Below are 12,781 nucleotides of genomic sequence, written 5' to 3' on the forward strand. Positions count from 1 at the left end.
TCGGTACACTGCGGCGCGACATAGCGTGGGTTCCGTACGGAGGCAGAGATGAGAGCCAGCGATTTCGGGTTGTTTTGTGTGACTTTGGGCGTGTTCACCCTTGGAGGGGCGTCCGCGACCCAGGCTCAGGCATGTCCCGAACCCGACCCAACGTGGACGCTGGCAGACTATCAGACGATCGGCTGCGCTGGCTTCATGGCCATTTTTAGTGGAACCAACTTGCCGAATAATTTCCCCGGTACCGGTGCAGACGAGTGCTTCATCGGGCTCGGCGGCAACGACATCATCACTGGCGGTGGTGGGGATGACTGCATCTACGGGGGGCCGGCAACGATACCATCAACGGCGGGCGGCGCAACGACACCGTCTGGGGTGGGCGGGGATGACAACATCTTCGGCCAACGCAACAGCGACGACCGGCAGGGGGCGACGGCGACGACACTATCTTCGGTGGTGATGGGGGACCACCATCCACGGAAACGACGGAAACGACATCATCAATGGTGAGGGCGGTGCGGACTCCCTCTTTGGTGATGGCGGGAACGACAACCTCTACGGTGGCGCCGGCAACGACAGGCTCCGCGGTGGCGACGGCAACGACACGCTCCACGGAGAGGCGGACAATGACGACCTGTTCGGCGAAGCGGGCGCGACAACTTGTTCGGTGGTGCCGGACAGGATGATCTGGATGGTGGCGCAGAAGACGACTACTGCAACAGCGGCGCATCGTGGTCTCCATGGGGTTGCCAGCCATCACCCGGGCGGTGGCCTTCCCCACCTGCGGCAGCCGAAGGGGTGGTTCGTTCAGCGCCTGCGAGAACCTGGCGACATATGCCCTTCTCGGCGTCGTGGACGGCGTGACCACGGCAGGTGGCCGCCCTGCGTTGCGCTTCACCACGCTTGGCGAGGTTGGCACTCAGGGCTTCGAGATCCTGCGCGTCGAGGGCAGCCGCCTCGTGGCCGTGGGGCCCGCGCTGGTGCCGGCGCTGCCGGATGCCCCTCAGGGCGGCACGTACTTCGTCGCCGACCCGGGCCTGCGACCTGGCGCGACCTACCGCATCATGGAGGTCGAGGTGAACGGGCAGCGGCACGACCTGGGCGAGCACCGCGTGGCCCGCCGGCGCGGCGAGCGTGACGCTGACGGGTGGGTCGCCGCGGTGCCGCACGCGCGTGACCTCACCGCGTGGCGCTGCCCAAGGCTGGCGACGAGCCCGACGGTCCGCCCGTGGCGCTCTACCTGGGCGTGGCCGAGAGCGGCATCTACCGCGTGACCATGACGCAGGTGGCGGCGGCGCTCGAGCTAAGCCTCTCCGCCGCGCAGGCGCACCTGGCGTCGCACGGCTTGGCGCTCACTGTGGCGGGCCAGCCCGTGGCGTGGTGGGGCGACGTGTCGCGACTCGCTCTACTTCTACGGCGAGTCGCGCGACAGCATGTACCTGGCGGACAACCTGTACCGGTTGACATTGAGCCAGGGCGTGCGCGCGACCACCCGCAGCGGGGCTGCGGCCTCGGGCGGCGAGGGCGCCACGTCGGAGCAGCGTGTGCGCGCCGAGGTGGACGTGTCGCCGCCGTGACCGTCATGAACCCCAGCGCCGCCAACGACTTCTGGTTCTGGCAGTACTTGGGGCCCGGCCACAACGCGGACTTCCCCATCACGCTCGCCCTCGCCCAGCGGCACCAGGACGGTTCAGCTGGCCATCGAAGCTGCACGGCGCCACCACGCGCGCGCCACGGGCGAGCACAGCGCCATGGTGCGGGTCAACGGCGTTGTGGTCGGCACGTTCGCCTTTCGAGGGCATCGTTCCGCGCGTCATCACCTTGGACGTCCCGGCGTCCCTGCTGGGACCATGGGCCAACACGGTCCGCCTCGCGGGCGGCGGCGCAGCGCACAGCATCGTGTGGGTGGACGCCGTGAGCGTCCTCTACACGCGGACTCTGGACCAGGTGGGTGGCAGCTTGGGGTTCACAGCGAGCGCCGCCGGGTCCATCTTGCTGCAAGACCTGGCAGACACCGCCGTGACCGTGTTGGACGTCACCAACCCACGCAGCCCGGTGCTCCTCGAGGGCCTCCAGGTGGCTGACGAGGGAGGCGACCTCTCGCTCCGGCTCAACGGTGAGGCGGGCCACCGCTACCTGGCGGCCGCCAACGGGGTGCGCGTGCCAAGCCTCAGCGTGGACTACCCGTCCGACCTGCGGAGCGCCGCGGGCGCGGAGTACCTGATGATCGCCCGCGTGCCCTCTTCTCGGGGGCCAAGGCGCTGGTGGACTACCGCGCGGCCCAGGGCCTCACCACGCCGCTGGTGGACGTCACCGACGTGTTCGACGAGTTCGCGTACGGCACGCCCGACCCGCACGCGATCCGCGCGTTCCTGCAGCACGCCAGCGAGCACTGGGCCACGCCCCCGCGCTACGTGGTGCTGGCTGGCGCCGGCTCCTACGACTACCTCAACATCCGCGGCCTCAACGGCAACTTGATGCCGCCGCTCATGGTCAACACCGCGAGCGGCCTCTTCGCCAGCGACACCACCATCGCCGATGTCGACGACGACGGGCAGCCGGACCTGCTCCTGGGGCGTCTGCCCGTGACCGACAACGTTGCGCTCGAAGCGTTCGTGGCGCGGCTCACGGAGTATGAGACGAGCCTCGACGTGCAAACCGACCGCACGCTCTTCCTGTCCGACGCGTCGCACCCTTCCTTCGACACCGGAACCGATGCACTCTCCGCGCTGGTCAACGCGCTCTCGGACGCGGGCCTGGTCGAGCAACTGTACCGCTCGGACCTCACCCTCGAGCTGGCCCGCACACGCCTCTTCGAGGCGCTCGGCGAGGGCGTCTTCTGGGTGAACTACACCGGACACGGTGCGCTCAACTCGCTGACCAGCGACGGCCTGCTGACGGCCACCGACGTGCCCACGCTGACCGCGGGCGAGCCGGCCATCTTCACCACGATGACCTGCACCACCTCGCGCTTCGAGGTGCCCGGCTTCGAGAGCTTCGGCGAGACGCTCAGCAACTCCAACCTGGCGATTGGCGTCTGGGGCGCCACGGGCCTCAGCGCGGATGACCTGGCTCAGCCCATGCTGCAGGGCTTCGCGCGGGGCCTCTACGGCGACGCGCGCACGCTGGGCGAGGCCATCGACGGCGCGTACGACACGCTGGCCACGGAGAACCCGGCCGGCGCGCGCGACATGCTGGCCATCTACCACCTGCTGGGTGACCCGGCGACGCGGCTCAAGGACCGCGGCCCCGAGGACATCATCATCCCCGAAGCCGACATGGGCGTGCCCCCGATGGGCGACGCGGGCACCATGATGGAGCGACACGGGCGTGGACCTGGCCGGGACGCCGGCGAGGCGCCCCGGCGGCGGCAACAGCGGCTGCAGCGCGGGCTCCCAGAGCAGCCACGGCGCCGCCCTGTTCGGGCTGGTGCTGGCTCTGGTGGGGCTCCGGGTTCGCCGCCGGCAGCGCTGAGCGCTCGACGGCATCCCACCATCGCAGTCGAGGCCCCGTGAGGGGCCTCTTCTCGTGGTGCCATTGACCTGGGTTCTTGCCCGAACGCCGCGAGCGGCGTACGAAGGAAGGGCCATGCTTCGCTTCCGAGCCGACGTTCGGCCGCTCCTGTTCAACGCGGTCTACTTTGGGTTGCTCACGTGGGCGTTCGTCTCCGTGCCCCTCGGCAACCTGTGGGTGTCGCTGCCGCTCTTCGCGGCGCTCTGCCTGACGTCCTTCATGGGCGCCGTGCAGACCCACAACGCGGTGCACTGCCCCATCTGGAAGCAGCGCTGGCTGAACAAGATCTACCAGGTGGTGCTCACCTGCACCTACGGTCACCCCGTCAGCAGCCTGGTGCCGGGCCACACGCTGAGCCACCACAAGCACACGCAGTCGCGCAAAGACGTCATGCGCACCACCAAGGCGCAGTTCCGCTGGCACCTGCTCAACGGCCTGTTCTTCCTGTTCATCGTGGCGCCCTACACCATGAAGGCCGACGCCGCGTACACGAAGATGATGCGCACGCGGCACCCGCGCTGGTTCCGCCAGATGGTGTTGGAGCTGAGCGTGCTGTGGGCCGCGCAGATCGCGCTCTTCGTGGTGGACTGGCAGAAGGCGCTGGTCTTCTGGTTCATCCCGCACATCTACGCGCAGTGGGGCCTGGTGGGCATGAACATGCTGCAGCACGACGGCACCGACCCGGACCACCCCTACAACCACTCGCGCAACTTCGTGGGCAAGGCCGTGAACTGGTGGGCCTACAACAACGGCTTCCACGGCCTGCACCACATGCAGCCGGGGCTGCACTGGTCGGTGCTCCCCGAGAAGCACGCCGAGCTGGTGGCGCCGTACATCCACCCCAACCTCGACCAGAAGTCGCTGCTGGTCTACCTCTTCAAGACGTTCGGGCTCAACCAGCGCCTCGACTACCTGGGCAACCCCATCCCGCTGCCGGAGTCCGGCCCGGACGAAGAGTGGATCCCGGATCCGCGCACCACGGCGCAGGACCTCGGCGCCGAGGGCATCGAGCCCGCGCTCGCGGGCACCTGAGCCCGAGGCTCGCGCAGTCGTTGCGCGCCGCCGCGCGGGTCGCGCAACGGGCCGATCGCAGCGCGACCGGAACGTCCGTGTTCGCGCTTGCTATCGGTTGGTCCATGGGTTGCAATCGAAGGCACCATGACCGACACCACCGAGACCGAGACCCCCATCCGCCGCATCGTCGTCGGCACCGACTTCTCCGAGCCGTCCTACCCCGCGCTCAAGGCAGCCGCGTCCACCGCGCGGCGTGAAGGGCGCCACGGTCTTCCTGGCGCACGTCATCGACCCGCTCCCGCACATCGGGCCCGGCCTCGACGCGGTCATGGGCACGGACGCGCTGCGCGAGGGCATGGAGGAGTACGCCAAGCAGCACCTCAAGGAGCTGCGCGAGTCGCACTTCGCGGGCCTGTCGGTGGAGACCCACATCCTCTACAGCCCCAACGCGGGCATGGCCATGACCGACTTCGCCGAGCGCGTGAACGCCGACCTGATCGTGGTGGGCACGCATGGCCGCAGCGGCATCCAGCGCATCATGCTGGGCAGCGTGGCCGAGAAGGTGACGCGCCTGGCGCCGTGCTCGGTGTTGGTGGTGCGCGCCTGACGGTTGCCCGCTGCGACGCTGGGCCTCGTCAGTGCCGCCAGGGCTCCACGCGCATCACCGCGAACTCGGCCTGCGGCGTGAGCACCTGCTGCCCCACCCGCAGGCGGAAGCGCGCCGCGAAGTGGTTGTTCCAGGACTGGTAGGCGTCCTGCGCCGTGAACCCCACCTCGAGCTCGCTCTCGCCGGGCGGCAGGCTGGTCACCTGGCTGCTGACGCTCGGCAGCGGAGCCTCGAGGGCGTTGTTGATGAAGACGCCGTCCAGCACTTCGAGGGGCAGCGCCGCCCCACTGTCGTTCCACACATGGAAGCGGGCCCAGGCGATGCGCGCGGGCTCGCCGCCGTGCGTGTGCCGCCGGTGTTCGGTCTCCCCAGGATGGCCACCTGCCGGCCCACCGCCCAGCGATTGCCGGACACCACCACCTGGTGCGCCGTGTCGTTCTGCGTGTCCACGTTGACGTGCAGTTCCCCCGGCGCACCGGTCGCCGCCCGCGGCACCACCGTCACGCGGAAGCCCCACTCCTCCGGCATGAGCTGGGTGGTGCAGGCCGCGCGGGTCGGCGCCGGGATCGTGCCGCATGCCACCACCCGACGACAGCCAGCCACCGCCGCGCGCGCCGCCGGGTCGGCCTCGCTCAGGGCGACGAACGCACGCCGCAGCGCCGCGGTGACACGTGCCGGATCGGCGCACAGGTCGGGCACCGTCTGGGCATGAACAGGCAGCGCGCCCAGGGCGCAGAGCAGCAGCAACGAGCAGAGTGGGCGCATGGGGGAGCTATACGCACCAGCGCGCCATTCGCGCTAGCGCGGCGTCAGCGGAGCGCGGCCGCCACCCGCTCGCGCAGGGTCTCCGGGCTCCAGTAGGGGAGGGCGCCCGTGCCCAGCTGTGCCTCGAGCTCGTGGACGCCACGCGTGATCAGCGCGTTGATGGGCGCCTGCCTGCCGTGCGCGCGTGCGAGCGCCGTGATGGCGCCGTTGAGCTCGTCGATCTCCGTGAGCCGGCCGCGCTCGAGGTCCTGGAGCGTGCTGGTCTTGGCGGCCGGGTCCACGGCCAGCATGGCGCGCGAGACGCGGAAGAAGGCAGCGTCCGGCAGGCCCAGCGCGAGCGCCACGAGGCGCGGAGAGAGCACCCCCAGCTGGCCCACCGGGCGGCCTGCCGCGCGCGCCACCTCGAGCCCCTCGCGAATGGCCGCCGCAAAGACGGTGCGCGTGGTGCGATTGGCGAGCATGGCCGCGAGCGGCAGCCCCGTCAGCGCGCACAGCCCGTTGTTGAGGTTGAGCAGCAGCTTCCCCAGCTGCACGGCCGGCATGTCCGCGCGCACGCGGGCGTCGAAGCCCCGCGCACGCACGCTCTCGCGCAGCTGCTGGACGCGGCGCTGGCTGTCGGGGCGCTCCCCCGGCCCGAACACCAAGGGGCCAGCGGTGGCCTGGCGGAAGCCCGCCTCGGTGGGGATCACGTTGAACGTCATCATGCCGGGCCACGTCGGGGCCAGCGCGGCGCGGCGCCACGTTGTCAGGCCGTTCTGGAGCGACGGTGCGGGGCAGCGCGCACGGCCGGGGCGCGGTGTGCGCGACTTCACCGCCACGAGGCACACTCCACCGGGAGCCGGCCGCGGACCGGGGCGGCCTGCGATCCGGCAGCGCCCCCAGCCCCACCTCGGCCCGCGCGGCCGCCCCATGAAGCCCGCCCCGGCGCCGACGATCACGCATGCATGCCGGCAGCCTGCCGCCGGCGCGGGGGGGGGGCCCCCGCCCCCCCCCGCCGCCGGCGCCGGAGGCACAACCCCGCCCCCGCCGCCGTGGCGCACGTCCACGCCGTCCACCAGGAAGATGACCATCTCCGCGATGTTGGTGGCGTGGTCGCCGATGCGCTCCAGGTACTTGGCGCAGTTGCTCACGCGCATGCCGTCGTCGATGGCGGTCGGGTCGGCGCGCATGAAGGCGATGCTGCCGCGCAGGATCTCCCCGTAGATGGCGTCCACCTCGTCGTCTTCGGCCAGCACCAAGCGCGCCTTGGCCGAGTCCTCCTCCACGAAGGAGTCGAGCGCGTGGCGCAGCATGGTCTTCGACAGCATGGCCATCTCGGAGAGCCGCTTGGTGGGCTCCGGCAGCGACCCGCGCGCCGCCAGCTCGCTCGCGCGCTCGGCCAGGTTCACGGCCTCGTCGCCGATGCGCTCGAGGTCGGTCACCACCTTCACGGCCGTGATCGCAAAGCGCAGGTCGCGCCCCACGGGCTGACGCAGCGCGAGCATGCGCATGGTCATCTCGTCCACGGCCATCTCGTCTTCGTTCATCTGCCGGTCGGCGCGCATGACGTCCTCGGCCAGCTGCACGTTCTGCTCTTCGAGCGCGCTGACGGCCCAGATGATCATCTGCTCACAGCGGCCGCCCATGGCCAACAGGCGACCCTTGAGCTGCCGCAGCTCGGCCTCGAACTCGTGACTGGTGTGGGAGAGCAATGCCATCAGCCGAATCTACCGGTGATGTACTCTTCCGTCTTCTTTTGTGACGGCCGAGTGAACATTGTTTCGGTGTCGCCGTATTCGATGAGCTCGCCCATGTAGAAAAACGCCGTGAAGTCGCTGACGCGCGCGGCCTGCTGCATGGAGTGAGTGACGATCACGATGGTGTACTTCTGCTTGAGCTCGCGCAGCAGCTCTTCGATGCGCGCCGTGGCGATGGGGTCGAGCGCGCTGGTGGGCTCGTCCATGAGGATGACGTCCGGGCGCACCGCCAGGGTGCGCGCGATGCAGAGCCGCTGCTGCTGACCGCCGCTGAGCCCCAGCGCCGACTCGGGCAGGCGGTCCTTGAGCTCGTCCCAGAGCGCCGCGCCCTTGAGCGACTCTTCCACGCGCTGGGCGATCTGGTCCTTGTCCTTCATCCCCGCGATGCGCAGGCCGAAGGCCACGTTCTCGAAGATGGACTTGGGGAACGGGTTCGACTTCTGGAACACCATGCCCACGCGGCGGCGCACCTCGACCGGGTCCACCTGCTTGCCGTACACGTTGTACCCGTCGAGCTGGATGTCGCCCTTCACGCGGCACGACTCGATGGTGTCGTTCATGCGGTTGAGCGCCCGCAGGAACGTGCTCTTGCCGCAGCCCGAGGGCCCGATGAACGCAGTGACCGTCTTGTCGTAGATGTCGAGGTCGACGTTCTTGATGGCCTGGGTCTCACCATAGAAGATGTTGACGCCACGCGTCTGCATCTTCACGGTGCGCGGCAGCGCGATGGACGCCGATTTCGAGGAGTGGGGCAGTGGGCTCACGCGCGTGTCGCTCGGGTTCGGCTACGGATCACGATAGCCAGGAAGTTGAGGGTGAACGTCAGCGTCAGCAAGACGAGCACGGTCCCGAAGAGGGTGGGCTTGGCGGCGTCGACGTTGGGAGACTGGGTGGCCAGCGCGTACACGTGGTAGCCCAAGTGCATGAACATGTCCCGCAGGTCGGTGGGCAGGTAGGGCAGGAAGTTGGCGGCGCCCACGAAGATGATGGGGGCCACCTCGCCCGCGCCGCGGCTCACGGCCAGGATGACGCCGGTGAGGATGCCGCCCACGGCGTTGGGCAGGACCACCTTGTAGACCGTCTGGAACTTGGTGGCGCCGAGCGCGAGCGACGCCTCACGCAGCTCGCGCGGGACCTGCCGCAGCGCCTCTTCGGTGGTGACGATGACCACCGGCAGCGTGAGCACCGCCAGGGTGAGCGAGGCCCACAGGATGGAGGGCTTGCCCCACACCGGCGTGGTGGTGTTGTCGTACAGGAGCGAGTCCATGGACGAGCCGATGAACAGCACGAAGAAGCCGAGCCCGAAGAGGCCGAACACGATGGAGGGCACGCCCGCCAGGTTGTTCACGGCGATGCGCACCGCCTGCGCCATGCGGCTGCGCGACGAGGCGTACTCGCTCAGGTAGACCGCCGTGGCGATGCCCACCGGCACACCGGCCAACGTCATGAGCAGGGTCATGAACACGGTGCCGTAGATGGCCGGCCAGATGCCGCCGCCGGTCATGTCGGCCGTGGGGCTGCCGGTCAGGAACTCGCCCGAGATCACGGGCGCGCCGTGGAAGACGATCTGCCCGAGCAGCACCACCAGCAACGTGAGGATCACCAGCAGCGCCGCTGCGCTGAGGCCTGCCAGGAGCCAGTCTTTGCGCGTGTAGTTCATGGGGTCAGGCCGCCGTCAGCCGCTTCTGGAGGCGGCGAATGGCGAGGTCGCCGATGACGTTGAGCACGAAGGTGACCGCGAACAGCAGCACCCCCAGCATGAAGAGCACCCGCCAGTGCGGGTCGCCCACCGCGATCTCGCCCAGCTCGGCGGCGATGCTGGCCGTGACCGTGCGCACGCTGGTGGCGAAGTTGAACGGCTCCATGATGGCGGCGTTGCCCGAGGCCATCAGCACGATCATGGTCTCGCCGATGGCGCGGCCGAAGCCCAGCACCACGCCGGCTGCGATGCCGGGGATGGCGGCCGGAACCACCACGCGCAGCGCCACCTGATACTTGCGGGCGCCGAGCGCCAGGGCGGCCTCCGAGAGCGAGCGCGGCACCGCCTGGAGCGCGTCCTCGGCGATGGTGAAGATGACCGGCACGATGGTGAGCGAGAGCGCGATGGCGGCCACCACCGCGTTCAGCCGGAAGCGGAAGCCGAACAGGTCTTGCGCCCAGGTGGCCACCAGCATGAGCGCGAAGAAGCCGAGCACCACGGACGGGATGCCGGCCAGCAGCTCCACCATGGGCTTCACCACCTCGCGCACCTTGCGCGGGGCGTAGAGCGCCACGAACAGCGCCGCGCCGATGCCGAGCGGGACGCTCATCATCATGGCCAGCAGGGTGACCTTCAGCGCGCCCACGAAGAGCGGCAGGATGTTGTACTTGGGCGGCGTGCCGACCGGCTGCCAGATGTAGACGGGCTCGTCGTAGCCGTTCCACTGACGCGCGAACACCAGGTCTTGCAGGCTCACCTCGTGCGCGAACTCCGCCTCCCAGAACATGGGGACGGCCTCACGCCCGATGAACACGAAGATGAGCACGATGGCCGCCACCGCGGTGAGGGCCATGAAGGTGATCACCTTCTCGGCCACGCGGTGCCACATGGGCGTCTTGAAGGTGGTCCCGAGGGGGGGCGCCTTGCGCTCCGCTATGTCCGTCGGGACACCCGACGGGGTGGCGTCGGCGCCGTGGGACTTCGCGGAGGTCAGAGGAGACATGGCAGGGTCGGCTGTGCTCATCGTGGGGGATCCCTCGGGACCGGGGTTCACTAGGGAGCGGCAGGGGCGGCGGCGGCAGGCACGGCGGCCGCAGGGGCTGCGGCGGGCTCGGCAGCGGCAGGCTCGGCTGGGGCAGCGGCGGCCTCGGGGGCGGCGACAGCGGCAGCGGCGCCCTCACGCGGGAGCGGGTAGTAGCCCACGCCCTCCACGATGGACTGGCCGGCCTCCGAAAGCACGAACTCGATGTACCGCTGCGCGATGCCCGTGGGCGCGCCCGCCGTGTACACATAGAGGAAGCGGCTGAGCGGGTAGGCGCCGCTGGTGGCGTTGGCCATGTTGGGCTCCACCGGCTCGCCGCCCTCGGCCGCCACGCGGATGGCGCGGGCGCCCTCGGAGTAGGCGATGCCGCCGTAGCCGATGCCGTACGGGTCGCGGCTGATGGCGTTGATGACTGCCGCGGTGCCCGGCAGGGTCTGCACGTTGGCTGCGAAGTCCATCTCCTCGAGCACGTGCTCCTTGAAGTAGGCGTAGGTGCCCGAGTTGTTCTCGCGGCTGTAGAGGATGATCTCGTGGTCGGGCCCGCCCACCTGGTTCCAGTTGGTGATCTGCCCGCGGAAGATGCCGCGGATCTGCGGGATGGTGAGCGACTGGATCGGGCTCGCGGTCTGCACGTAGACGGCCAGGGCGTCGAGCGCGACGCGCGTCTCGTGAGCTTCCCCGCCACGGCGCTCGAGCACCTGCGCGCGCTCGCGGTCCTTCATGGGGCGGCTGGCGTTCGCCACGTCGGCGGTGCCGTTGATGAGCGCGGCGATGCCGGTGCCGCTGCCGCCGCCGGAGACCTGCAGGGTCATGCCGGCGTTGGCGGCCATGAAGCCCTCGGCCCAGCGCTGGGCGAGGATGACCATGGTGTCCGAGCCCTTGATCGTGAGCGTGGTGGACTCGGGAGCGGCGGTTGCCCCCGTGGCGCCGGGCTCATCAGGCTGGGCCTCGGTGGGCTCGTGACGGCCGCTACAGGCGCCGAGGCTGGCCAGCACGACCAGCGTGCCGGCGAGGGTGGCGCTGGCCAGGGCACAGCCCATGGACCGCTCGAGACAGGGAGGAACTCTGAAAAGATGAATGATTTCGCATATAATCTGAGTTGAAAGGCGCTTGCTGGATGTGAACCCAAACGTGGGGGTGGATTGCAACAGCTGTGTGACAAGCGCGCGACGAGCCGGGGTCAATGACCCCGCGCTAGCGCCCATCGGGGGGCGGTTGGTAGGCTCGGGGCGTGTTCAAGCTGTTCACGAACCACAAGGCCGGGCTGGCGGTGACCGCTCGGACGCTGGGGCTCTCCCACGACGGGGGCCATTCGCTGAGCGGCGAGCACGACGGCATCCCCGTGGGGGTGCGCCTCTGGACGCAGAGCAACGGCGACAACACCAGCTATTACACGACGGTGCACGCAGGCCACCCCGTGCCGCTGCGCATGAGCCTCTCGGCCAGCCGGGTGGGTGCGGTGGGGCGCTTCGTCCGGTCCGCCCTCGGGGGCGAGGACATCGTCACGGGGCATCCCGAGTTCGACACGCACTTCCACGTGCGCGCCAGTGACCCGCAGCGTGCGGTCACCTTGCTCACCCAGCCGGCGCTGCGCGACGCCATGCTTTCTGTCCTGGGAGCGCGGCGCAACAACCTCATCGTGTCGGACCTGACCAGCAGCATCACCCTCAACGGCTGGCACTCCGATGTCGAGGAGCTGCGCGCCATCCTCAATAGCACCTATCCCGTGGCGTCTGCCGTGCGGCACGCCCGCGAGGTGGTGCCCCTCAGCGACGCCGAGCGGCGCGCCCTGGACTCGCTGGCCGGCACCGCCACGGCGACGGGCCTGGCCCTGAACCCGCAGCAGCTCACGGTCACGGGCGCGCGGGGGCGCCGGCAGCTGGCGGTGCGCACCATCTATCAACCCGACGCGGGCTGGATCACCGAGTTCGAGGCGCGCTTCCCCGAGTCCCTCGGCGTGGGGCTGCGCCTGCTGCCGCAGCGGGGCCTGTTCAGCGCCATCGGTGAGCTCTTCGGCACGCAGGACATCGAGGTGGGCCACGCGCTCTTCGACTCCACCTTCAAGGTGAAGGGTCAGCCCGAGGCCAAGGTGGCGGAGCTGCTGAGCGGGACCGTGGCGGACCGCATCCTGCACCTCAGCCAGGTGGCTCGCGAGCTCCACGTGGGCGACGAGGGGGTGCGCGCCATCGCGGCGGGCCTGATGGACGAGACCGCCTCGCAGGTGCGCTCGATCGACGTGGTGGATGGGCTGGCCGGTGCCATCTCGGAGCGAGCCTGGGGCGGCGCGTCGGCGCCCTACCGGTGATGGCCACGTGAGCCACTGGATCGACGAGGACCTCGCCGAGGTGAAGACGCTGACGCTCGAGTCGGGCGGGGTGCGCGTGGGCAAGTGCCTGGTGCCCTGGGAT

Annotated in this window: 11 protein-coding genes and 1 pseudogene; 6 read left to right on the forward strand and 6 right to left on the reverse strand. The window is 69.8% G+C overall.

What is annotated here, in order from left to right:
- Nucleotides 1-48 precede the first annotated feature (48 nt).
- The 5 genes and pseudogenes from IPI43_03575 to IPI43_03595 all read left to right on the forward strand — a co-directional run bounded on the left by IPI43_03575 (nucleotide 49) and on the right by IPI43_03595 (nucleotide 5,131).
- Nucleotides 49-386: pseudogene (locus IPI43_03575) on the forward strand (hypothetical protein).
- Nucleotides 387-469: 83 nt separating this feature from the next.
- Complete coding sequence (locus IPI43_03580; protein ID MBK7773205.1) at nucleotides 470-1,135, forward strand: hypothetical protein; 666 nt, start codon at nucleotides 470-472, stop codon at nucleotides 1,133-1,135.
- 1,126 nt (nucleotides 1,136-2,261) lie between these two features.
- Nucleotides 2,262-3,512 (forward strand): hypothetical protein, encoded by a 1,251-nt coding sequence (locus IPI43_03585; GenBank protein ID MBK7773206.1) that lies wholly within the window; start codon nucleotides 2,262-2,264, stop codon nucleotides 3,510-3,512.
- Between the two features lie 73 nt (nucleotides 3,513-3,585).
- Entirely contained in the window at nucleotides 3,586-4,542 is a 957-nt protein-coding gene (locus IPI43_03590; GenBank protein MBK7773207.1) for a fatty acid desaturase, read from the forward strand.
- A 235-nt stretch (nucleotides 4,543-4,777) separates the two neighbouring features.
- Nucleotides 4,778-5,131, forward strand: a complete 354-nt coding sequence (locus IPI43_03595; protein MBK7773208.1) for a universal stress protein — start codon at nucleotides 4,778-4,780, stop codon at nucleotides 5,129-5,131.
- A 28-nt stretch (nucleotides 5,132-5,159) separates the two neighbouring features.
- On the opposite strand, the gene IPI43_03600 is transcribed toward IPI43_03595, so the two are convergent.
- From IPI43_03600 to IPI43_03625, 6 genes are all read right to left on the reverse strand, one after another.
- On the reverse strand, nucleotides 5,160-5,432 hold the full coding sequence (locus tag IPI43_03600) for a hypothetical protein (protein MBK7773209.1): 273 nt from the start codon (nucleotides 5,430-5,432) through the stop codon (nucleotides 5,160-5,162).
- A 508-nt stretch (nucleotides 5,433-5,940) separates the two neighbouring features.
- Complete coding sequence (gene phoU / locus IPI43_03605; GenBank protein MBK7773210.1) at nucleotides 5,941-7,593, reverse strand: phosphate signaling complex protein PhoU; 1,653 nt, start codon at nucleotides 7,591-7,593, stop codon at nucleotides 5,941-5,943.
- Nucleotides 7,593-8,354, reverse strand: a complete 762-nt coding sequence (locus IPI43_03610; protein MBK7773211.1) for a phosphate ABC transporter ATP-binding protein — start codon at nucleotides 8,352-8,354, stop codon at nucleotides 7,593-7,595. Before IPI43_03610 ends, phoU begins: the two co-directional genes overlap by 1 nt.
- Nucleotides 8,355-8,392: 38 nt before the next feature.
- On the reverse strand, nucleotides 8,393-9,292 hold the full coding sequence (gene pstA / locus IPI43_03615; protein ID MBK7773212.1) for a phosphate ABC transporter permease PstA: 900 nt from the start codon (nucleotides 9,290-9,292) through the stop codon (nucleotides 8,393-8,395).
- Between the two features lie 4 nt (nucleotides 9,293-9,296).
- The gene (gene pstC / locus IPI43_03620) at nucleotides 9,297-10,220 is read right to left on the reverse strand and encodes a phosphate ABC transporter permease subunit PstC (protein MBK7773213.1); all 924 of its coding nucleotides are present in this window, start codon (nucleotides 10,218-10,220) and stop codon (nucleotides 9,297-9,299) included.
- A gap of 164 nt (nucleotides 10,221-10,384) precedes the next feature.
- Nucleotides 10,385-11,413, reverse strand: coding sequence for a phosphate ABC transporter substrate-binding protein (locus IPI43_03625; protein ID MBK7773214.1), 1,029 nt, complete (start codon nucleotides 11,411-11,413; stop codon nucleotides 10,385-10,387).
- A gap of 191 nt (nucleotides 11,414-11,604) precedes the next feature.
- Here IPI43_03625 and IPI43_03630 point away from each other — a divergent pair, with 191 nt between their 5' ends.
- Nucleotides 11,605-12,678, forward strand: coding sequence for a hypothetical protein (locus IPI43_03630; GenBank protein ID MBK7773215.1), 1,074 nt, complete (start codon nucleotides 11,605-11,607; stop codon nucleotides 12,676-12,678).
- Nucleotides 12,679-12,781: the final 103 nt, after the last annotated feature.

The sequence above is a fragment of the Sandaracinaceae bacterium genome (assembly GCA_016706685.1).
GTDB lineage: Bacteria > Myxococcota_A > Polyangia > Polyangiales > Houyiibacteriaceae > JADJJE01.

What these genes read in the sequence shown, in the direction of transcription:
- IPI43_03625 (MBK7773214.1), bottom strand. Translation starts at nt 11,413, where the DNA reads ATGGGCTGTGCCCTGGCCAGCGCCACCCTCGCCGGCACGCTGGTCGTG.
- phoU (MBK7773210.1), bottom strand. Translation starts at nt 7,593, where the DNA reads ATGGCATTGCTCTCCCACACCAGTCACGAGTTCGAGGCCGAGCTGCGG.
- pstA (MBK7773212.1), bottom strand. Translation starts at nt 9,292, where the DNA reads ATGAACTACACGCGCAAAGACTGGCTCCTGGCAGGCCTCAGCGCAGCG.
- pstC (MBK7773213.1), bottom strand. Translation starts at nt 10,220, where the DNA reads ATGTGGCACCGCGTGGCCGAGAAGGTGATCACCTTCATGGCCCTCACC.
- IPI43_03590 (MBK7773207.1), top strand. Translation starts at nt 3,586, where the DNA reads ATGCTTCGCTTCCGAGCCGACGTTCGGCCGCTCCTGTTCAACGCGGTC.